Below are 21720 nucleotides of genomic sequence, written 5' to 3' on the forward strand. Positions count from 1 at the left end.
GCCCGAAGTCGTTGAGACTGCAGTCAAGGCTCACCGCCCTGACCCAGACGAAGGAGTCGTATGCGCGCTCAGGATCACCCCAACAACGCCCCCGGCGTGCCGATGATCTTCCCGCCCTGGTTCGAGCGTATCCAGGTCAAATACATGAACCCGGTGGTCAAGCCGTTCGCGCGGTTCATGCCGGGGATGGCGACGATCAAGCACCGCGGCCGTAAATCCGGTAAGCCCTACGAGACCATCGTGACCGCCTACCGCAAGGGTGATCAGCTGGCGATCGTCCTCGGCCACGGCAAAACCGACTGGGTGAAGAACGTGCTGGCCGCGGGCGAGGCGGAGCTGCATTTCACCCGCAAGCAGGTGCACCTCACCAACCCGCGGATCCTGCCCGCCGGAAGCGGTGCAGAGGGGCTGCCGCTGCCCGCGCGGATCCAGGCGAAGAAGGCCGCGGTCTTCGTCGCCGACGTCGCCTGACCCTATGTGATTGTTAGCACACAATTAGATCGTGCCCTAACTAATCGGGTACGGTCTTCCCATGACCATGCTCGACGAGGATGTCGACCCGTTGGCGCTGGAACGTCAGGTGTGCTTCGCATTGGCGATCACCAACCGAGCGGTGCTCGCGATCTACCGCCCGCTGCTCGAGCCCCTCGGGCTGACCCACCCGCAGTACCTCGTCATGCTCGCGCTGTGGGATCACCACAAATCCGGTAGCGAGAACGCGTTGTCGGTCAAGGACATCGCCTCGGCTTTGCAATTGGACTCGGCCACGCTGTCGCCGATGCTCAAACGCCTCGAGGCGCTCGGGTTGATCACCCGCTCCCGCAGCAGCACCGATGAGCGCGCGACCGACGTCGTGCTCACCGAGGCCGGTGTCCAATTGCGGCGTCGCGCGTTGAAGATTCCACCCGCCGTCGTCGAGCGGCTTGGCGTCGGCCTCGACGAGCTCGAACATCTTCACGACGTGCTCACCCGCATCAACGCCGCCGCCATCGCGGCCGGCGCCCTCGACGGCAAGGAGTCCTGATGAGCGACGACACCGCGCGCCGCCCGAACCTCTGGCAGTACATCGGCTACTGCTACGGCCGTCGGCTGCCCGACTCGATGCGGGACTGGGTGCGCAACGACCTCGCCGGTAAGGGCGCCACCCGTCGGATGATGGTCCGTGTCGCGATCCCCGCGATACTTGTGCTCGCGCCGTTCTGGTTCATCCCGGCGTCCTTCTACGTGCACGCGGAGATGACGCTGCCGATCTTCATTCCGTTCGTCTTCTTCTCCCATGCGCTCAACAAGGTGTGGCGCCGGCACATGCTGGCCAAACACGGCCTGGACCCCGACCTGGTGGACGAGCTCAAGCGCAAACGTGACGCCCACATTCACCGGGCCTACATCGAGAAGTACGGCCCGCGACCGGAGACGGCCGAGTCGCGGGGTCACGACATCTAGATGTCCAGGCCGATGTCGAGCACCCGCACCGAGTGGGTGAGCGCGCCGACGGCCAGATAGTCGACACCCGTTCGGGCGTAATCGGCTGCAGTGTCCAACGTCAGACCACCCGAGGATTCCAGTTTTGTTGCGGGCGAACGCGAGTCGCGCCGTTGCACCGCCATCTGCGTCTGCCACACCGGAAAGTTGTCCAACAGCACCAGTTCCACGTCAGCCGATAACACGTCGTCGAGTTGTTCGAGCGAGTCCACCTCGACCTCGCACGGCAGATCCGGCGCTTCGGCGCGGACGGCTTTCAGCGCGGCCAACACCGAACCTGCGGCCGCGACGTGGTTGTCCTTGATCAAAGCGGCGTCGCCCAGTCCCATCCGATGGTTGACGCCGCCGCCGACCCGCACCGCGTACTTCTGCAGCGCCCGCAGGCCGGGCAATGTCTTTCGGGTGTCGCGGATCTTGGCCTTTGTGCCGCTCACCGCCTCCACCCACGCCGCCGTGGTGGTGGCGATGCCGGACAGATGGCATACCAGATTCAGCATGGTGCGCTCTGCGGTCAGTAGTCCTTGCGTCGGCGCCCGCAGCGTCAACACCTCGGCACCGGCTTCCAGGCGCGCGCCGTCAGCCACCCGATGCATGACCCGGTAACCATCGATGCCAAGCACTTCATCAAGAACCAACAACGCAAGGTCGACGCCGGCGATGACACCTGGCTCGCGGGTGACCAGCGACGCCGTCGTCTCGGAGTCGGCGGGCACGGTGGCCAAGGTCGTGACGTCTGGCCCATAACGCAGGTCTTCCTCGAGGCCCCGCGCGACCGTCGCCCGGGCTTCCGCGAGCTCGTAGTCCGACAGTGCCATCAGCAGGCAGCGGCGGCGGGCACCAAGCTGTGCGCGAACGCCGGGTCGGGGTCGGGAAAATCCGAACGGTGATGGCAGCCACGAGATTCCGTGCGAGCCAGCGCCGCCGCGACGACGACGTTAGCCGTCACGGTCAGCGCGACATCCTCGACGTCCCTGCGGCTGCCCAGCCCGCGGTCGGTCGCCGTGTTCAGCAGTGCGGCAAGCTCACACAGGCCGCTCGCGTCCCGGACGACCGACGCGTGGCGGGACATCGCACGCTGCAGCAGCGGGCGATCGAGCGCCACACGCGGCGCCGGCTCCGCAGCGACGGCGCGGCTGGCTCCGGCGTCGGCGGCGTGCTCGGCCGCCGCTTTACCCGCGCGTCCGCCCACGACCAATCCTTCGAGCAAGCTGTTGGACGCCAAGCGATTTGCGCCGTGCATCCCCGTCCGCGCCACCTCGCCCGCCGCGAACAACCCGGCAAGGTCGGTGCGGCCGTGCACATCGGTGACCACGCCGCCGCAGCTGTAGTGCGCGCCGGGCACCACCGGAATCGGTTGGCGGGTGGGGTCGACGCCCGCCGCATGGCACGCCGCGGTGACCGTCGGGAAGCGTCGCTCGAATTCGGCGATGCCGCGGGCGTCGAGGTAGACACACGGATCACCGGTTGCGTTCAACCGTGCATCGATGGCCGCCGCCACCACGTCGCGGGGGGCCAGATCGCCCATCGGGTGCACGCCGGCGGTCACCGAATTGCCCTGCGCATCAATCAGTACCGCGCCCTCGCCGCGGATCGCTTCGGTGATCAGCGGCCGTCGGCCGCCGCCGTGGCCGTCATAAAGCATGGTCGGGTGGAACTGGATGAACTCGAGATCGCCGATCGGCACCCCGGCCCACATCGCCAGCGCGATACCGTCGCCGGTGGAGCCGTCCGGATTGGTGGTGGCCGAATAGAGGTGGCCGAGCCCGCCGGTGGCCAGAATCACCGACGGCGCATGGATCACACCGAGGCCGTCGGCGTTGAGCACCTGCACACCCGTCACCGCTGCGCCGTCGTGAAGCACCTGCAGCGCAACGTGTTTGCGCCGGATGTCCAGGCGTGCGGCGGCACCGTCCAGCGCCCGTTGCACCTCGGCACCGGTGGCGTCACCCCCCGCGTGGATGATGCGCCGTCGCGAATGGCCGCCCTCCCGGGTCAGGGCCCACTGCCCGGGCGCGGCCTCGTCGAACCGCGCACCGTCATCGACCAGCTCGGCGACGGCGGCGTAGCCGTCCGCCACGATCGAGCGGACCGCATCGGGGTCGCACAGACCGCCGCCGGCCGCCAGGGTGTCGGCGACGTGCGCGTCGACCGAATCATCGGTGCGCGGCAGCACCACTGCGATACCGCCCTGCGCATAGAACGTCGCGGTATCGGCGGCCTTGCTCAACACGACGACGCGACGGCCCCGGCGATGGGCGGCCAGGGCCGCGACCAAGCCCGCGACGCCGGTGCCGATAACCACGACATCGGCGCGCTGCTGCCAGCCGCCGCTACCGCCGCAGCAGTAGTCGTTCATTCTCCGCCGCCGGGCTGGCCGATCTCGATCATCCGCTGCACGCTGGCCCGCGCCAGGCGGGCGGTTTCGGGATCGACGTCGACCTCGTCGGCGCCTTCCACCAAGCACCGCAGCAGCGCGGCGGGAGTGATCATCTTCATGTACTTGCACGAGGCGCGGTCGTTGACCGCCAGGAAGTCGACTTCCGGTGCGGCGCGGCGCAGTTGGTGCAGCATGCCGACCTCGGTGGCGACCAGCACCTGGCGCGCGTTGGTCTCGCGGGCGGCGTCCAGCATGCCGCCGGTGGACAGGATCTTCACCCGGTCCTCGGGAAACGCCCCTTCTCCGGCGAGGTAGAGCGCCGAAGTGGCGCAACCGCATTCGGGGTGCACGAACAGTTCGGCATCAGGATGGGTCCGGGCCTGGTCGGTGAGCTCGTCACCGTTGATGCCCGCGTGCACATGGCATTCGCCCGCCCACACGTGCAGGTTCTTGCGACCGGTCACTCGGCGCACGTGTGCGCCCAGGAACTGGTCCGGGCAGAACAGCACCTCGCGGTCCTCGGGAATCGACGCGACCACCTCGACGGCGTTCGAGGACGTGCAGCAGATGTCGGTCAGCGCCTTCACCGCGGCGGTGGTGTTGACATAGGAGACGACCACGGCGTCCGGGTACTCGTCACGCCATGCCCGCAACTCGTCGGCGGTGATGGAATCGGCCAGCGAGCAGCCGGCCCGCTGGTCGGGAATCAGCACCGTCTTGTCGGGGGACAGGATTTTGGCGGTTTCCGCCATGAAGTGCACGCCACAGAACACGATGGTGTCCTCTGGCGCCTCGGCGGCGATGCGGGACAGCGCCAGCGAGTCACCGACGTGGTCGGCGACATCCTGGATGGGGGGCAACTGGTAGTTGTGCGCGAGGATCGTCGCGTTGCGCTGTTTGGCGAGCCGACGCACCTCGGCCGCCCAGGCTTCGTCGCCGGCGAGGCCGGAATAGCCACCCGGTCCGTCGGTGATCCGGGCCGTCATATCCCCCACGGGCCCGCGGTCGAGAACGGTCATCGACGCCTCCTGGTCCTCCCGTCCCGGTTTTCGACTTATAATCGAAAACATGCCACATAGTAGCACCGCGCACGAGGTGCTTGCCGTCGTGTTCCAGGTTCGCGGTGTTGACTCCCGGCAACCCACACTTAACGTGCTGTTATGGCAGCGCGCCCTGGCCCCGGAGCGCGGCAAGTGGTCGCTGCCGGGCGGCCGGCTCGGCGACGACGAGGATCTGACCAGCTCCGTTCGGCGTCAGCTGGCCGAGAAAGTCGACCTGCGTGAGCTTGCTCACCTCGAGCAGTTGGCCGTGTTTTCCGACCCGGTGCGCGTTCCCGGCCCCCGCACCATCGCGTCGACGTTCCTCGGTCTGGTGCCCTCCCCCGCGACGCCGACGCTGCCGCCAGACACCCGTTGGCATCCCGTCAGCGCGCTGCCGGAGATGGCGTTCGACCATGCCCCGATGGTGGCCCACGCCCGCAGCCGGCTGGTCGCCAAACTGTCCTACACCAACATCGGATTCGCCTTGGCGCCAAAAGAATTCGCGATATCGACGCTGCGCGACATCTATGGCGCCGCGCTCGGCTACCAAGTAGACGCGACGAACTTGCAGCGCGTGCTGGAACGGCGCAACGTCATCACCCGCACCGGCACCACCGCGCGGTCCGGCCGCACCGGTGGCCGCCCGGCGGCCCTGTATCGGTTCATCGAGTCCCGGTATCGCGTCACCGACGAATTCGCCGCGCTGCGCCCGCCCGGGTGAGTCGACTGGATTCTTAGACCCTTCTTAAGTAACAATGCCCCGGTGACTCTGGGCAGCGTGGCACCAGCGACCGGTGCCGAGTGGATAGGTCAGCCGCAACACCAGGAACTCGATCCCCTGTCGCGGCCGCTGCTGCCGTCCAAGGACCCTTTCTACGAGCCGCCACCCGGCTTCGAACACGCTCATCCCGGTACGGTGCTGCGCTCCCGCGACGTCGAACTGGCGTTTCTCGGGCTGGTCCCGCAGAAGTTCACCGCCACGCAGCTGCTGTACCGCACCACGGACCTCAATGGTGCACCGCAGGCCACCGTCACCACGGTGATCGTGCCGGCCGAACGCGCCACGGCCGGGTCCTGCCCGATCGTGTCCTACCAGTGCGCCATCGACGCGGTGGCCGACCGGTGTTTCCCGTCGTATGCGCTGCGCCGCGGCGCCAAGGCGGTGGGGGCCCTGGCGCAGCTGGAATTCTTTCTGATCGCGGCCGCGCTGGCCGAAGGCTGGGCGGTGTCGGTGCCCGATCATGAGGGGCCGCATGGCATTTGGGGCGCGCCGTTCGAACCGGGCTATCACATTCTGGACGGTGTTCGCGCCGCGCTGAACTGCGAGCGTCTGGAGCTGGCGCCGGATACGCCGATCGGCTTGTGGGGTTATTCCGGCGGCGGGCTGGCGTCGGCCTGGGCCGCCGAGGTGTACGGCGACTACGCACCCGAACTCAACGTCGTCGGCGCGGTGCTCGGCTCCCCCGTCGGCGACCTGGGCAACACGTTCCGCCGGCTCAACGGCACCATCTTCTCGGGCTTGCCGGCGATGGTCGTCGCCGCGCTCACCCACGTGTATCCGGACCTCAATCGGATCATCGACGAGCACGCCACCGAAACCGGCAAGGCGATGCTGGCCCGGGCCGAGAAGATGACGACGGCGCACGCCGTGCTGCGGTGGATCTGGATGGACATGGGCAAGCTGGTCGACCAGCCGCTGGATCAGATCCTCGACACCCCCGAGGTGCAGCACGTCTTCGACAGCATCAAGCTGGGCACGACGGTGCCCACCCCGCCGGTGCTGATCGTGCAGGCCGTGCACGACCGCATTGTGTCCGTCGACGACATCGACGAACTCACGGAGACCTATTGCAGCGGCGGGGCGAACGTCACCTACCACCGCGACATGTTCAGCGAGCACATGCTGCTGCACCCGATGTCGGCGCCGATGGCGTTGCGCTGGCTGACCGACCGCTTCAACGACCGGCCGCTCTCCGAGCACCTGGTGCGGACGAAATGGCCGACGCTGCTGAACCCCATCACCTATGTGGGCATGGCCCGGCTGGTGAACATCGCGGCGAAGGTCGTCATGGGCCGGGCGGTGGAACGCCGTCCGCTGTGACCGGCGGAGCCAGCGTGGCCTGCTCGACCGGCGGCCAGGCGCCGAGGTCATCGCGTGCCGTTGACACCGCGATCAGGGCGTAGACCAGCGCTGCCGTCGCCGCGGGCAGCAGGATTGTTGCGGCGACCTGTAACGGCGAATGCCCGAAGAACACCGGCGGGGCCTCGGTCACGTAGTGCACGCGGTTTTCGGGCGACACCGGCGCAGCAGCAACGTCGATGACCCCGTAGCGCCAGCGCACCAGGACCGCGCCCACGCCGGCCGCCGCCGCAGCGCCCGCCGCGCAGCCGAGCGTCAACGCGACGACGATCACCGGGCCGCGATGAGCCCGCCACTGCCACAGCAGCACCCCCGCCACCACGGCCAGCACGCCGAGCATGCCCACCATCAGAAACGCCGCGACGAAGAAGTGGTCGGCCTCGTTGCCGAGGTAGGCGCGGATGCGGTCGCCGTCGCGGGTGAGCGCCACGACGCCGTGGATCGGCGGCGCCAGCCACGCCCACAGGGCGCCAACCAGTGCACCGGCCACGGTCAATCCGACGACGGCGATCAGCGCCGCACGTCTCCGCGAAATGCTCGGCGGCGCAAGGTCATTCATTTCTGCTCAAGATCTTTTGAATCCTGCACACCATGGCGCGAGCACTTCGCCGACCAGCCGTCCGGACGCACCTGCACGATCATCCGCCGGCCGCATTCGGCGCAGAACCGGGGCGGCTCCAGGCCGAGCTGTGCGGCGGTCGGAACGGTGCCGCCGTCCGGTTCGCCGGTGTAGACGTTGTACGCCATGCCATCCGTTCTACAGGGTGGCGTTGAGAGCCTTGATGGGCATCTGCAGCTCGTCAAGGAGCTCCAGGTCGGTCTCGGCGGGGCGGCCCAGCGTGGTCAGATAGTTGCCGACGATGACGGCGTTGATGCCGCCGAGGATGCCCTTCTTGGCGCCGAGGTCACCGAGGGTGATCTCGCGACCACCGGCGAACCGCAGCATGGTGCGCGGCAATGCCAGCCGGAAGGCGGCGACGGCCTTCAGGGCTTCGCTGGCCGGCAGTACGTCGAGGTCCCCGAACGGCGTCCCCGGCCGCGGGTTGAGGAAGTTCAGCGGCACCTCGTGCGGATCGAGTTCGGCGAGGTTCGCGGCGAATTCCGCACGCTGCTCCAGGGTTTCACCCATGCCGAGGATGCCGCCGCAGCACACCTCCATACCGGCCTCGCGGACCATCTGCAGGGTGTCCCAGCGCTCTTCCCAGCTGTGGGTGGTGACGACGTTGGTGAAGTACGAGCGCGCGGTCTCGAGGTTGTGGTTGTAGCGATGCACGCCCATTTCTTTGAGGCGGTCGACCTGCTCCTGGGTGAGCATGCCCAGCGAGCACGCGATCTGGATGTCCACCTCGTTGCGGATGGCCTCGATGCCCGCGGCGACCTGGGCCAGCAGGCGCTCATCGGGCCCACGCACGGCGGCGACGATGCAGAATTCCGTCGCGCCGGTCTTGGCGGTCTGCTTGGCGGCCTCGACCAGGCTCGGAATGTCCAGCCAGGCACTGCGCACCGGCGACGCGAAAAGCCCGGACTGCGAACAGAAGTGGCAGTCCTCGGGGCAGCCGCCCGTCTTGAGGCTGATGATGCCCTCGACCTCGACGTCGGGCCCACACCACTTCATCCGCACGTCGTGGGCCAGCTCGAGCAGTTCGTCGAGCTTCTCGTCGGGCAGCTGCAGCACCTGCAGCGTCTGCTCCTGGTTCAGGCCCTCGCCGCGTTCCAGTACCTGCTCGCGGGCCTCCGCCAGAATGTCGCTCACCTAGTCGTCCTCTCGTCTTGAACGGTGTTCAGGTTAGGGTATTGGCGTGCAGCTCCACAAACGCGACGTGGTCGATGCGGCGACCACCCTGCTGGACACCTACGGCATCGCGGACTTGACGATGCGCCGGCTGGCCCGTGAGCTCAACGTCTCGCCCGGCGCGCTGTACTGGCACTTCGCCAACAAACAGGAGCTTCTCGGCGCCATCGCCGACCGGATTCTGGACGGCGTGCCGTCCGCGACGGGCATCGTGGACGTCTGCAATCTCCTGCGTGACGCGCTGTTGTCGCACACCGACGGGGCTGAGCTGGTGTCCGCGAGCTTCGCGGCGGGCCAGTCGTCGGCGATGACGGGCGTGCTGGCCCGGCTCACCGATGCGGCCGCGGAGGCGGGACTGGACCCGTCGCACGCCGAGCTGGCCGCCCGCACGGTCGTCTACTACGTGCTGGGGTTCACCGCCGACGAGCAGTCCCGGCTGCAGTGGGACGCCGCCGGCGCCGATCTTCCCGACGAGCAGTCGGTGCTGACGGACGACGCCAACGCGCGGTTCCGATTCGGTGTCGACCTGCTCGTCAACGGCATCGGGGTCGCGCACCGCGTGAACGTCGGATAGCGCGGTCAGCTTCGCCGCAGCACGTGGTGGATTGCCGTCAACACACCACTGTCGGCCATGGCAGGCATCTCGCATCCTGGTAGAGGTTGAGCAGCAACTCAACCGCGGCGCCGGATATGAGCTTGTGTGCGAGGAACCGCCGAAATCTCGCACATAAGCTCACGTTCGACGAATCTGTCAGATTGGATATTCGGCTTTGGTGTTGCCGTCCCAGCGGCGCAGCCCGATGAAGCTGCCGGCGATCTCCGAAGGCCGTCCCGCAATCCGCAGCGCCCGTCCGACCTGGTGGCCGTGCACCCGGCGCGCCAGCGTCGTGTGACCGGTCCACTGCCCGGGTAGGGAGTTCGCCATCGGCTCGGGCTGTGCGTGCGGCAGCGTCAGCCGATACACGTCGGCGTGCACGGCCAGCAGGTCCGCGGTCGGGACGATCAACCGGGTCAGAATCAGCTGAGACCGGCCAAATATCAGCGGCGCGCCGACGACACACCGCAATGGGAACCGACCAGCCAGCGACGCCAGCAGCGCGTCGACTTCGGGATCGATCTGCTGCGCGACAGTCAACGTCACATGGGGCCGGCTCGCCGGCGCCTGGCTGGGAATCCCGGCCTCCCGCAGGCCATCCCAGATGTGCCGGATCGCCGCCTCGGTGTCCGGGTCGAAGACCAATTCGACGGAGTGCACCATCAGATCAGGCTCTCAACCCATTCCGAGTCGAACGCCGCGGCGCTCATCGACTCGAAGTCGACGGCGCTCAACGACCCTGCACCCTCGGGTAGCACCGCCCGCACCGGCGCCAGTCTCGCCAGCGCCGCGCGGTTATCGACTTCAGTCACACCCGGCTGCGACGGCCAGGCGCCGATAACCAGTCCGGCACACGAAAGCCCTTGCGATGCAAGTGATTCCAACGTCAACGCGGTGTGGTTGAGCGTGCCCAGCCCCGGCCTGACGACGATCAGCACCGGTGCCGCCAACTCGACAGCCAGGTCGCGAAGCGTCGCCCCGCCGGCCCCGACTTCCACGAGCAGACCGCCGGCGCCCTCCACCAGGGTCAGCCGTTTCGGCGCGTCGACCGCACGCACCGACGCCAGCAACTCGGCACGCGTCGGCAGCGCCATCCCGGCCCGTTCCGCCGCCGCCACGGGCGCCAATGGCTCGGGGTAACGCCATGACCCGTGCAGCTCGGAAACCCCGGAGAGCCGCCGCACATCGGCGAGGTCATCGTCGACAGGGCTGCCGGTCTGCACCGGTTTGCACACCGCGACGTCAAGGCCCGTCAACCGCGCGTGACACGCCAGAGCGGCCGTCACGATCGTCTTGCCGACGCCCGTGTCGGTGCCCGTGACGACGAGAACGCTCACGCGCGGGCAGCCGCCAGCACGTCAGTCAAAACCTCACGGGCCAAGCCAATTTCGTCGTCGGACAGCGACGCCCGCGCCGTCAGCCGCAGCCGGGAGGTCCCCGCCGGGACCGTCGGCGGGCGGAAACAGCCGACCCGCACGCCACGGTCCAGACAGGCGGTGGCGGCCTGCAACGCCACCTCGGGCTCGCCGAGAATCACCGAGACCACCGCCGAATCGGGCCGTTCGGCCCCGCACATCGACGCCAACGCCTCGGCGTGCTCCAGCACCGCCCGCGCCCGCCACGGCTCAGCGATCAGCACCCGTAGTGCGGCCCACGCCGCGCCGACCGCGGCCGGGGCCAGTCCGGTGTCGAAAATGAAGGGCCGCGCCGCGTCAATCAGATGATCCCGCACGGCAATTGGGCCCAATACCACCCCACCCTGACTGCCCAGCGCTTTCGACAGTGTCGTCGTCATCACGATGTCGGGCGCGCCGGCGAGTCCCACCTCATGGAGCAGACCGCGTCCTCCGTCGCCCCGCACACCGAGGCCGTGGGCCTCGTCGACGATCAGCAGCGCGCCATGCCGACGGCACACCTCGTGCAACGCGCGCAGCGGGGCGAGCACGCCGTCGGCCGAGAACACCGAGTCGGTGACGACGACTGCGCGCTCTTCATCGCGGGCGGCCAGCGCGGCCTCGACGGCGGAGACGTCCCGGTGCGGGGTCACCACCACTCGGGCCCGCGACAACCGGCACGCGTCAACCAGCGACGCGTGTGTCAACGCATCCGACACCAGCAGCGAACCGGGGCCCGACAGCGCGACGACCGCGCCCAGATTCGCGGTGTAGCCCGAGGAGAACACCAACGCCGACTCGGCGCCGACGAATTCGGCCAGCGCCGCTTCGAAGCCTTCGTGCAGTTCGGTGTTGCCGGTCACCAGCCGCGAGCCGCTCGAGCCGGCGCCCCAGGTGCGCAGTGCGGCGACCCCGCCGTCGATCACGTCGGGGTGCTGCGACAGACCCAGGTAGTCGTTGGAGGCCAGGTCCAGTTCGGCGCCGACGGGCGGGCGGGTGCGCAGCGATCGCCGCAGCCCGGCAGCGCGCCGCTGTGCCTCGACCTCGTCGAGCCAAGCCAGCGGGGATAGACCTGTGCGCGGCACCCGGATACTCCTTCGGGGAGAACTTGAACGCCGTTCAGGTTAACGCACGCACCTAGGCGAGCGCTCGGGCGACCGCGACCATCGCCGAGCTGATCTGCTCGATCTCGTCGGGCGTGCAGATATACGGCGGCATTGCGTACACGAGATTGCGGAACGGGCGCAGCCACACGCCGCTCTCCAACGCGGTCGCGGTGGCCACCCGCATATCGACCGGCCGCGCCATCTCGATCACCCCGATGGCGCCGAGCACCCGCACATCGGCCACACCCGGCAGCGCCCGCGCCGGTTCCAGACCCGCGCGCAACCCCGACTCGATTTGCATCACCCGCGCGCGCCAGTCACCACTCAACAGCAGCGAGATCGATGCCACCGACACCGCGCACGCCAGCGCGTTGGCCATGAACGTCGGGCCGTGCATCAGCGCACCCGGCTCGCCGGAGCTGATGGTGTGCGCGATCCGCGTCGTGCACAGCGTCGCGGCCAGGGTGATGTAGCCGCCCGTCATCGCCTTGCCGACGCACATGATGTCGGGCGTGACGCCGGCATGTTCGGCGGCGAACAACGCGCCGGTGCGGCCGAATCCGGTGGCGATCTCGTCGAAGATCAGCAACACGCCGTGACGATCACATGCGGCGCGCAGGTCGGACAGATAGCGCGGATCGTGAAAGCGCATCCCGCCCGCGCCCTGCACCACCGGTTCGACGATGACGGCGGCCAGCTCGTCGGCGTGCTCGGCCAGCTGCTTTTCGAATGCGTCGCTATAGGCCGGGTCGTAGTCACGAGGCACCGCCGGCGCGAACTCCTGATGCCACAGCACGTCGGTCCACAGCGAGTGCATGCCGCCGTCGGGGTCGCACACGCTCATCGGGGTGAAGGTGTCGCCGTGGTAGCCGCCGCGCCACGTCATCAGCCGGTGCTTGTCGCGCCGGCCGATGCTGCGCCAGTACTGCAGGGCCATCTTGACGGCGACCTCGACCGACACCGAGCCCGAATCGCTGAAGAACACCGTCTCGAGCCCGTCCGGGGTGATCTGCACCAGCATCTGCGCCAGCCGGGCCGCGGGCTCATGGGTCAAGCCGCCGAACATGACGTGGTTCATGGTGGCGAGCTGGTCGGCGATCGCCTGATCCAGCACCGGGTGGCCGTGCCCGTGAATGGCGGTCCACCACGACGCCATGGCATCCAGCGCGTCGACGCGCCGCCCGTCGTCGATCAGCGTCAACCAGGCGCCCTTGGCGCCGACGGCGACCACCGGCGCCAGCGCCTCGGCTCCGATGGTGCTGTAGGGGTGCCAGATGTGGGCGGAGTCGATCGCCCTGATCTCATCGGGCGTCAACGCGGGCATGGAGAACGAGCGTAGTGCTTTGCTCACATCCGACGCCGCGTCACCTGCGACATGAGCGGCAGGGGGATCTTAGGTAAATTGACCGACGACCATGATGACCCTCGCCCCTCCCCGGACGGCGCCCGCAACCAAATCCGGTTCCGTCCCGCGCGCCGTGATGGGGACCCGCAACACGGGCTTCTACCGGCATGACCTCGACGGCCTCCGCGGCATCGCGATCGCGCTCGTGGCGGTGTTTCACGTCTGGTTCGGCCGGGTTTCCGGCGGTGTCGATGTCTTCTTGGCGTTGTCGGGCTACTTTTTCGGCGGCCGTCTGCTGCGTACCGCGCTCACGCCGGGCGCGCCGTTGTGGCCGCTGCCCGAAGTGACGCGACTGGTGCGACGGTTGCTGCCGGCCCTGGTGGTGGTGCTCGCCGCCGCGGCGGTGCTGACCATCCTCGTTCAACCCGAGACGCGCTGGGAGACATTTGCTGATCAGAGTCTGGCGAGCCTGGGCTACTACCAGAACTGGGAACTGGCGAATACCGCTTCTGATTACCTTCGCGCCGGTGAGACGGTCAGCCCGCTGCAGCACATCTGGTCGATGTCGGTGCAGGGCCAGTTCTATATCGCCTTCCTCGTTCTGATCTTCGGGTTCGCCTATCTCTTCCGTCGCCATCTCGGTCAGCACATGCGGCCGGCACTGGTGGTGCTGTTGAGTTCGCTGACCATTGCGTCGTTCGTCTACGCGATCTTTGCTCACAACGCCGACCAGGCGACCGCGTACTACAACAGCTTCGCCCGGGCGTGGGAGCTGCTGCTGGGCGCGCTGGTCGGCGCCCTGGTGCCGTATGTGCGGTGGCCGATGTGGTTGCGCACGACGGTGGCGGCGGTCGCGTTGGCGGCCATCCTGTCGTGTGGCGCGCTGATCGACGGCGTGCACGAATTCCCCGGGCCTTGGGCGCTGGTACCGGTCGGCGCCACCATGCTGCTCATCCTGTCCGCGGCCAATCGGCTGGGCGATCCCCACACCGGCGGGCGGCTGCCCGCGCCCAACCGGTGGCTGGCGGCCGCGCCGTTCGTATCCCTTGGGGCGATGGCGTATTCGCTGTATCTGTGGCATTGGCCGCTGCTGATCTTCTGGCTGTCCTACACGGGCGACTCGCGCGCGAATTTCTTCGAAGGCGCCGCCGTGCTGCTGGTATCCGGTGTGCTGGCCTGGTTGACGACGCGCTACATCGAGGAACCATTGCGAGCTCGTGGCCCCTCGGTTGCGGCTCCTGCCATTCCGCTGCGGGCGCGGCTGCGCCGGCCGACGATAGTGCTCGGCTCGATCGTGGCGCTGCTCGGGGTGGCGCTGACCGCGACCTCGTTCACCTGGCGTGAGCACGTGACCGTGCAGCGCGCCAACGGCGACGAGTTGTCCGGGCTGCCCGCCCAGGACTATCCGGGCGCGCGGGCGCTGCTCGACCACGTGAAGGTGCCCAAGCTGCCGATGCGGCCCACGGTGCTGGAGGCCAAGAAAGACCTCCCGGTGACCACGACCGACGGATGCATCAGCGACTTCGACAGCGTCGAGGTGATCAACTGCACCTACGGGGACAAGACCGCGCCCCGCACCATCGCGCTGGCCGGCGGATCGCACGCCGAGCATTGGGTCACCGCACTCGATCTGCTCGGCCAGCAACACAACTTCAAGGTGGTGACCTACCTGAAGATGGGTTGCCCGTTGACCACCGAGAAGGTTCCGCTGGTGATGGGCGACAACCGGCCATACCCCAAGTGCCACACCTGGAATCAGCGGGTGATGGCCAAACTGATCGCCGACCGGCCAGATTTCGTGTTTACCACCTCGACGCGACCCTGGAACATCAAACCCGGTGACGTCATGCCGGGTACATACATCGGTGTCTGGAAAAAGTTTCAGGACAACAAGATTCCGGTGCTTGCGATGCGGGACACGCCGTGGATCGTGCGCAACGGCAAGCCCTATTTCCCGGCGGACTGTCTCGCCGACGGCGGCGACACGATCTCCTGCGGGATCAAGCGATCGACCGTACTCTCAGAACGCAATCCCACGCTGGATTTCGTCGGCCGGTTCCCGCTGCTGAAGCCGCTCGACATGAGCGACGCGGTGTGCCGCCCGCATTACTGCCGAGCCGTGGAGGGAAATGTGTTGCTGTACCACGACTCTCATCATCTGTCCGCCACGTATATGCGCACCATGGCCGGTGAGCTGGGCCGTCAGATCGGCGCCGCCACCGGCTGGTGGACCGCCTGATGGCGTCCTCCGAGCCAGCCCCCGTCCCCACCGTCTGGCCGGGATCCAGCTACCCGCTGGGCGCCACGTATGACGGTGCCGGCACCAACTTCTCGTTGTTCTCCGAGGTCGCCGAACGGGTGGAGTTGTGCCTGATCGCCAAGGACGGCACCGAGGAGCGGATCAACCTCGAGGAAGTCGACGGCTACGTCTGGCACGCCTACCTGCCGACGGTCACGCCCGGCCAGCGTTATGGCTACCGGGTGTACGGGCCGTGGGATCCGGCATCCGGGCATCGCTGCGATCCCAGCAAGCTGCTCCTGGACCCCTACGGCAAGTCGTTTCACGGCGACTTCCACTTCAGCCAGGCGCTGTTCTCCTACGACATGGCGGCCGACGACCTCGCCACCGGCGGCACCCCGCCCATGGTGGACTCGCTGGGCCACACCATGACCAGCGTGGTGATCAACCCGTTCTTCCAGTGGGCGTCCGACCGCGCCCCCAAGACGCCCTACCACGAGACGGTGATCTACGAAGCTCACGTCAAGGGCATGACCCAAACCCACCCCGGCATCCCCGAGGAACTGCGCGGCACGTACGCCGGGCTCGGCCATCCGGCGATCATCGAACACCTCAAGGCGCTCAACGTCACCGCGATCGAACTGATGCCGGTGCACCAGTTCATGCACGACCACCGGTTGCTCGACCTCGGGCTGCGCAACTACTGGGGCTACAACACGTTCGGCTTCTTCGCGCCGCACTACCAGTACGCGGCCAACAAGCACGCCGGCGGTGCGGTGGCCGAATTCAAAACCATGGTCCGGTCGTTTCACGAGGCCGGAATCGAGGTAATCCTCGACGTGGTCTACAACCATACGGCCGAAGGCAACCACCTCGGCCCGACGATCAATTTCCGCGGCATCGACAACGCCGCCTACTACCGGCTCGTCGACGAGGACCTGAGGTACTACAAGGATTTCACGGGCACCGGCAACAGCCTCAACGCACGGCATCCGCACACCCTGCAGCTGATCATGGATTCGCTGCGCTACTGGGTGATGGAGATGCACGTCGACGGGTTCCGCTTCGACCTGGCCGCCACCCTGGCCCGAGAGTTCTACGACGTCGACCGGCTGTCGGCGTTTTTCGATCTGGTGCAACAGGATCCGGTCGTCAGCCAGGTCAAGCTGATCGCCGAACCGTGGGATATCGGCGAGGGCGGCTACCAGGTCGGCAATTTCCCCGGGTTGTGGACCGAGTGGAACGGCAAGTACCGCGACACGATGCGCGACTACTGGCGCGGTGAGCCATCCACGCTCGGCGAGTTCGCGTCGCGACTGACCGGGTCGTCGGATCTCTACGAGGCCACCGGCCGACGGCCCGGCGCCAGCATCAACTTCATCACCGCGCACGACGGTTTCACGCTGGCCGACCTGGTGTCCTACAACGAAAAGCACAACGAGGCCAACGGCGAGGACAACCGTGACGGCGAGAGCCACAACAGGTCGTGGAACTGCGGTGTGGAGGGCCCGACCGACGACCGGGAGATCCTGGCGCTGCGGGCCCGCCAGATGCGCAATTTCATGGCGACGCTGATGTTGTCGCAGGGCACGCCGATGATTCTGCACGGCGACGAGATCGGCCGTACCCAGCACGGCAACAACAACGTGTACTGCCAGGACTCCGAGCTGAGTTGGATGGACTGGTCGCTGGTTGAACGCAACGCCGAATTGCTGGAATTCACCAAGAAGGTGACCGCACTGCGACGCGACCATCCGGTGTTCCGCCGGCGCCGGTTCTTCGCCGGAACGCCCATCCGCAGCGGTGAGCAGGCCCGTGACATCGCCTGGCTGACCCCGGCAGGCAAGGAGATGACCCCCGAGGACTGGGACGCGGCATTCGGCAAGAGCATCGCGGTGTTCCTCAACGGGGACGCCATCCCCGAACCCAACGCCCGCGGCGAGCGGGTCACCGACGACTCGTTTCTGCTCTGCTTCAACGCCCACGATCAGCCGCTGGATTTCGTTGTCCCCGACGGGGATTACGCCAAGGAGTGGACGGCGACGCTGGACACCGCCGATCCGACGGGGTCGACGGACTTGGTGATCGTCGCCGGCGAAAAGGTTTCGCTGCAGGCACGGTCGCTGCTGGTGCTGCATAAGACGGCGTGACAATGGCTGTGCTGTCGACGTATCGACTGCAACTGCGCGGCGATTCGTTCACATTCGCCGACGCCGAGAACCTGCTGGACTACCTCGCAGAACTCGCGGTGTCGCACCTGTACCTGTCGCCGATCCTGACTGCGGCCGAGGGATCCAGCCACGGCTACGACGTCACCGATCCGACCACGGTGTCGACGGCGTTGGGGGGTCCCGACGGACTGGCGCGACTGTCGGCCGCGGCACGCTCGCGCGGCATGGGGTTGGTGGTCGATGTCGTGCCCAACCACGTCGGGGTGGACAAGCCTGAGCAGAACCCGTGGTGGTGGGACGTGCTCAAACACGGCCGGAATTCGTCCTACGCATCGTTCTTTGATATCGACTGGTCAGTGGATCCCGACGGTCGAATCGTGTTGCCGGTGTTGGGTTCTGACGACGACGTCGCCTCGCTGCGGGTGGACGGTGACGTGCTGCGGCTGGGTGATCTGGTGTATCCGATCGCGCCGGGCACAGGTGCCGGGACGGGCGCGCAGGTGCATGACCGGCAGCACTACCGCTTGATCGGCTGGCGGCGCGGCGTCTGCGGGTACCGTCGCTTCTTTTCCATCACGTCGCTGGCCGGGCTGCGGCAAGAAGACCGGGCCGTGTTCGACGCCTCCCACGCGGAGGTCAAACGCTGGTTCACCGAGGGACTGGTGGACGGGGTGCGCATCGACCACCCGGACGGATTGTCCGATCCCTCGGGCTATCTGCGGTGGCTGCGGGAACTGCTGGGCCTGCGAGCGTGGATCGTCATCGAGAAGATTCTGGCAGTGGACGAGGCGCTGGACCCGTCACTGCCCGTGGCAGGGACCACCGGGTACGACGCGCTGCGCGAAATCGGCGGACTGTTCGTCGATCCCGCCGGCGCCGGCCCATTGACCGCGTTGTACGAATCCAGCGGCACCCGCTACGCCGACATGGGTCGGCTGGCCCGCAACCTCAAGGCCGACGCCGTCACCCACACCCTGCGCAGCGAACTGAACCGGCTGTGCCGGGCGTTCGGCAGCGATGACCCCCAGTTACCCGATGCCATAGCGGCGTTGGTGAGCCACATCGGGGTGTACCGGTCCGACTACCCGTCGCTAGCGTCGGTGCTGCCCGCCGCGTTCGCCGAAACCGCCGCCGAGAGACCGGAACTCGCTGTGGCGCTGTCCGTTGTCGCCAGTGCGCTGGCCCGTGGCGGCGAGCCGGTGACCCGGCTGCAGCAGCTGTGCGGCGCGGCGACCGCGAAGTCGATGGAGGACTGCCTGTTCTACCGCGACGCGCGACTGGTGTCGCTCAACGAAGTCGGCGGCGAGCCAGGCTGGTTCGGCGTGAGCGCCGCCGAGTTCCATCAGCGGGCCGCGCAACGATGCCGGCTCTGGCCGCAGGCGATGGTGACGCTGTCGACCCACGACACCAAGCGCGGCGAGGATGTGCGCGCGCGCATCGGCGTGCTCTCTCAAGTGCCGTCGCTGTGGGCCTCGCAGGTGGCAGAGTGGAGCCGGCTCGCGCCGCCGCCGGACGCCGCCACCGCACTGTTCCTGTGGCAGAACATCTTCGGTGTGTGGCCCGCCGATGGCGTGGTGACCGACGAACTGCGCGACCGCCTGCACGGCTACTCCGAGAAGGCCATCCGTGAGGCCGCGACGCACACCTCGTGGGCAGATCCCGACTCCGAGTTCGAGGCGGCCGTGCACACATGGCTGGATACCGTCGTCGACGGTCCGGTCGCCACCGCGATGACCTCGCTGGTGGCCCGGCTCGAGAAGCATGCGCGCAGCGACAGTCTGGCACAGAAGCTGTTGGCGCTCACCGTCCCAGGAATCCCCGATGTCTATCAGGGCACCGAACTGTGGGAGGACAGCCTGGTCGATCCGGACAATCGCCGGCCGGTGGATTACACCGTTCGCCGGGAGGCGCTGAAAACGTTGGCGCACCCCAAGATGCGGGTGGTGAGCGCCGCGCTGCGGTTGCGCCGCGACCGCCCCGCAAGCTTCATCAACGGCGCGTACACCCCGGTGCTCGCCCAGGGTTCGGCCGCCGATCACGTCGTCGCGTTCATGCGTGCCGGCGACGTGCTGACGGCCGTCAGTCGATGGACGGTCCGACTCGCCGAAACGGGTTGGGGCGATACCGTTCTGCCGTTGCCGGACGGGATCTGGACCGATCGCATCGGCGGTGGACGGTTCACCGGAACGGTGCCCGCGACCGAGGTGTTCGCGACACTGCCGGTCGCACTGCTGGAGCGGATCGATGGTTGAGTTCGCTGTCTGGGCGCCACGGCCGGAGCGGGTGCAACTCGACGTCGACGGCACGCGCCACCCGATGACGCGCTCGGACGACGGCTGGTGGCGCGCCGATGTCGACGCGAATGCCGACGCCCGCTATGGATTCGTGCTCGACGACGACCCGGCGGTGCTGCCCGATCCGCGCTCGCCTCGCCAACCCGACGGCGTTCACGAACGCTCGCAGTTGTGGCGCCCCTCCCCCGACGCCTGGACCGACGATGAGTGGTCCGGCCGCTCGATCGAAGGGCAGGTGATCTACGAGCTTCACGTCGGCACATTCACGCCGGGCGGCACCTTCGACGCCGCCATCGAGAAGCTGGACTACCTGGTGGATCTCGGCGTCGACTTCGTCGAACTGATGCCCGTCAACGCGTTCAGCGGGACGCACGGCTGGGGTTACGACGGTGTGCTGTGGTACACGGTCCACGAGCCCTACGGCGGCCCCGACGGACTGATTCGCCTGGTCAATGCCTGCCACGCACGCGGTGTCGGGGTGCTCATCGACGCGGTGTTCAACCACCTCGGCCCGTCGGGCAACTACCTGCCTCGATTCGGGCCCTACCTGTCGTCGGGCAGAAACCCGTGGGGTGAGTCGATCAACATTTCCGACGCCGGCGCCGATGAGGTGCGCCGTTACATCATCGACTGCGCGCTGCGCTGGATGCGCGACTTCCACGCCGACGGTCTGCGCCTGGACGCCGTACACGCGCTGGTCGACACCACCGCCATTCACATCCTCGAAGAGCTGGCGACCGAAACCGACGCGCTCTCTGAGGAATTAGGCCGACCGTTGTCGCTGATCGCCGAAAGCGACCTCAACGACCCGCGACTGATCACACCGCGCGATCGCGGCGGCTACGGCATGACGGCACAGTGGGACGACGACATCCACCATGCGATCCACAGCGCGGTGTCCGGCGAGCGGCAGGGCTACTACGCGGATTTCGGTTCGCTGCAGACGCTGGCGCAAACCCTGAAGAACGGCTACTACCACGCGGGCACGTACTCGTCGTTTCGGCACCGGCGCCACGGCCGTCCCCTGGACACCGCCACCATCCCGGCCACCCGTCTGCTGGCCTACACCACCACCCACGATCAGGTCGGCAACCGCGCGGTGGGTGACCGGCCGTCGCAGAACCTGTCATTCGGCCAACTGGCGGTCAAGGCCGCGCTGGCGCTGGGATCACCTTATACCGCAATGCTTTTCATGGGTGAGGAGTGGGGCTCGTCGTCCCCGTTCCAGTTCTTCAGCTCGCATCCGGAGCCCGAACTGGCCCGCGCCACCGCCGAGGGCCGCAAACGCGAGTTCGCCGAGCACGGCTGGGACGCCGACGAGATCCCCGACCCGCAGGACCCGCAGACTTTCGAACGGTCCAAGCTGAACTGGGCCGAGGTCGACGACGGCGAGCATGGCCGGCTGCGACGCGTCTACCGCGGCCTGATCGCGTTGCGCCACAACGAACCCGACTTTGCCGACCCGTGGCTGGACCACCTGCGGGTCGACTACGACGAAGCGCAGCGTTGGATCGTCCTGCGCCGCGGCGCATTTGCGATCGCGTGCAACCTCGGCGGCGATGCCGTGGCGGTTCCGGTCACCGGCGACGTGGTGTTGGCGTGGGACGAACCCCAGGTGGGCGCCGCCAGCACGCGAGTGGGCGGGCATTCTTTCGCAATTCTGCGATCCGTCAAGTCGCCATCCACAGCCTCGCGGGCTGTGGATAACTGATTAGCCCGATTCCCGCGCCGTGCCTCATGCTGGC

General features: G+C 67.7%; 20 protein-coding genes. 10 read left to right on the forward strand and 10 right to left on the reverse strand.

The features are described from left to right. The first annotated feature begins 60 nt into the window (after window positions 1-60). From CWS39_RS00460 to CWS39_RS00470, 3 genes are all read left to right on the forward strand, one after another. Window positions 61-471, forward strand: a complete 411-nt coding sequence (locus CWS39_RS00460) for a nitroreductase family deazaflavin-dependent oxidoreductase (RefSeq protein WP_102140938.1) — start codon at window positions 61-63, stop codon at window positions 469-471. 61 nt (window positions 472-532) lie between these two features. Further along, window positions 533-1024 carry a MarR family winged helix-turn-helix transcriptional regulator gene (locus CWS39_RS00465; RefSeq protein ID WP_102140939.1) on the forward strand — a complete coding sequence of 164 codons (492 nt, stop codon included), beginning with the start codon at window positions 533-535 and terminating at the stop codon, window positions 1022-1024. Beyond that, window positions 1024-1443 carry a DUF5313 domain-containing protein gene (locus tag CWS39_RS00470; protein WP_102140940.1) on the forward strand — a complete coding sequence of 140 codons (420 nt, stop codon included), beginning with the start codon at window positions 1024-1026 and terminating at the stop codon, window positions 1441-1443. The genes CWS39_RS00465 and CWS39_RS00470 overlap by 1 nt, the downstream gene beginning before the upstream one ends. On the opposite strand, the gene nadC is transcribed toward CWS39_RS00470, so the two are convergent. Genes nadC through nadA form a run of 3 tightly spaced genes read right to left on the reverse strand, consistent with a single transcriptional unit; the run spans window position 1440 to window position 4878 of the window. Further along, entirely contained in the window at window positions 1440-2297 is an 858-nt protein-coding gene (gene nadC, locus CWS39_RS00475; protein WP_102140941.1) for a carboxylating nicotinate-nucleotide diphosphorylase, read from the reverse strand. The genes CWS39_RS00470 and nadC overlap by 4 nt on opposite strands. Next, entirely contained in the window at window positions 2297-3838 is a 1542-nt protein-coding gene (locus CWS39_RS00480) for an L-aspartate oxidase (protein WP_102140942.1), read from the reverse strand. The genes nadC and CWS39_RS00480 overlap by 1 nt, the downstream gene beginning before the upstream one ends. Beyond that, entirely contained in the window at window positions 3835-4878 is a 1044-nt protein-coding gene (gene nadA / locus CWS39_RS00485; protein WP_102140943.1) for a quinolinate synthase NadA, read from the reverse strand. Before nadA ends, CWS39_RS00480 begins: the two co-directional genes overlap by 4 nt. Before the next feature lie 49 nt (window positions 4879-4927). Between nadA and CWS39_RS00490 the strand changes: the two genes are divergently transcribed. Continuing rightward, window positions 4928-5620: an NUDIX hydrolase gene (locus CWS39_RS00490; protein WP_102140944.1), complete on the forward strand. Its 693-nt coding sequence runs from the start codon at window positions 4928-4930 to the stop codon at window positions 5618-5620. Between the two features lie 42 nt (window positions 5621-5662). After that, on the forward strand, window positions 5663-7000 hold the full coding sequence (locus CWS39_RS00495) for a lipase family protein (protein WP_102140945.1): 1338 nt from the start codon (window positions 5663-5665) through the stop codon (window positions 6998-7000). Here CWS39_RS00495 and CWS39_RS00500 read toward each other — a convergent pair. The 3 genes from CWS39_RS00500 to bioB are packed head-to-tail and all read right to left on the reverse strand — an operon-like array spanning window position 6966 to window position 8792. Further along, entirely contained in the window at window positions 6966-7598 is a 633-nt protein-coding gene (locus CWS39_RS00500; RefSeq protein ID WP_102140946.1) for a DUF2567 domain-containing protein, read from the reverse strand. The genes CWS39_RS00495 and CWS39_RS00500 overlap by 35 nt on opposite strands. Beyond that, window positions 7595-7786: a biotin synthase auxiliary protein BsaP gene (gene bsaP, locus CWS39_RS00505; protein ID WP_102140947.1), complete on the reverse strand. Its 192-nt coding sequence runs from the start codon at window positions 7784-7786 to the stop codon at window positions 7595-7597. The genes CWS39_RS00500 and bsaP overlap by 4 nt, the downstream gene beginning before the upstream one ends. Before the next feature lie 10 nt (window positions 7787-7796). After that, entirely contained in the window at window positions 7797-8792 is a 996-nt protein-coding gene (gene bioB / locus CWS39_RS00510) for a biotin synthase BioB (RefSeq protein ID WP_102140948.1), read from the reverse strand. Window positions 8793-8838: 46 nt separating this feature from the next. Between bioB and CWS39_RS00515 the strand changes: the two genes are divergently transcribed. Beyond that, window positions 8839-9405, forward strand: coding sequence for a TetR family transcriptional regulator (locus tag CWS39_RS00515; protein ID WP_102140949.1), 567 nt, complete (start codon window positions 8839-8841; stop codon window positions 9403-9405). Between the two features lie 177 nt (window positions 9406-9582). Here the strand turns inward: CWS39_RS00515 and CWS39_RS00520 are convergent, their stop codons facing one another. The 4 genes from CWS39_RS00520 to CWS39_RS00535 are packed head-to-tail and all read right to left on the reverse strand — an operon-like array spanning window position 9583 to window position 13250. Continuing rightward, complete coding sequence (locus CWS39_RS00520; protein ID WP_102140950.1) at window positions 9583-10089, reverse strand: 2'-5' RNA ligase family protein; 507 nt, start codon at window positions 10087-10089, stop codon at window positions 9583-9585. Then, entirely contained in the window at window positions 10089-10763 is a 675-nt protein-coding gene (gene bioD / locus CWS39_RS00525; protein ID WP_102140951.1) for a dethiobiotin synthase, read from the reverse strand. The genes CWS39_RS00520 and bioD overlap by 1 nt, the downstream gene beginning before the upstream one ends. Further along, window positions 10760-11905 (reverse strand): 8-amino-7-oxononanoate synthase, encoded by a 1146-nt coding sequence (locus tag CWS39_RS00530; RefSeq protein WP_102140952.1) that lies wholly within the window; start codon window positions 11903-11905, stop codon window positions 10760-10762. The genes bioD and CWS39_RS00530 overlap by 4 nt, the downstream gene beginning before the upstream one ends. Window positions 11906-11957: 52 nt before the next feature. After that, the gene (locus tag CWS39_RS00535) at window positions 11958-13250 is read right to left on the reverse strand and encodes an adenosylmethionine--8-amino-7-oxononanoate transaminase (protein ID WP_102140953.1); all 1293 of its coding nucleotides are present in this window, start codon (window positions 13248-13250) and stop codon (window positions 11958-11960) included. Window positions 13251-13341: 91 nt separating this feature from the next. On the opposite strand from CWS39_RS00535, the gene CWS39_RS00540 reads away from it, so the two are divergent. From CWS39_RS00540 to treZ, 4 genes are read left to right on the forward strand one after another with little or no spacing between them, the layout of a single operon-like run. Continuing rightward, window positions 13342-15510: an acetyltransferase SucT gene (locus CWS39_RS00540; RefSeq protein ID WP_199177888.1), complete on the forward strand. Its 2169-nt coding sequence runs from the start codon at window positions 13342-13344 to the stop codon at window positions 15508-15510. Then, the gene (gene glgX / locus CWS39_RS00545) at window positions 15510-17660 is read left to right on the forward strand and encodes a glycogen debranching protein GlgX (RefSeq protein ID WP_102141158.1); all 2151 of its coding nucleotides are present in this window, start codon (window positions 15510-15512) and stop codon (window positions 17658-17660) included. Before CWS39_RS00540 ends, glgX begins: the two co-directional genes overlap by 1 nt. Before the next feature lie 2 nt (window positions 17661-17662). Then, window positions 17663-19933 (forward strand): malto-oligosyltrehalose synthase, encoded by a 2271-nt coding sequence (gene treY / locus CWS39_RS00550; protein WP_102140954.1) that lies wholly within the window; start codon window positions 17663-17665, stop codon window positions 19931-19933. Continuing rightward, window positions 19926-21686, forward strand: a complete 1761-nt coding sequence (treZ, locus tag CWS39_RS00555) for a malto-oligosyltrehalose trehalohydrolase (RefSeq protein WP_102140955.1) — start codon at window positions 19926-19928, stop codon at window positions 21684-21686. The genes treY and treZ overlap by 8 nt, the downstream gene beginning before the upstream one ends. The last annotated feature ends 34 nt before the right edge of the window (window positions 21687-21720 follow it).

The sequence above is a fragment of the Mycobacterium hubeiense genome (assembly GCF_002838065.1).
GTDB lineage: Bacteria > Actinomycetota > Actinomycetes > Mycobacteriales > Mycobacteriaceae > Mycobacterium > Mycobacterium hubeiense.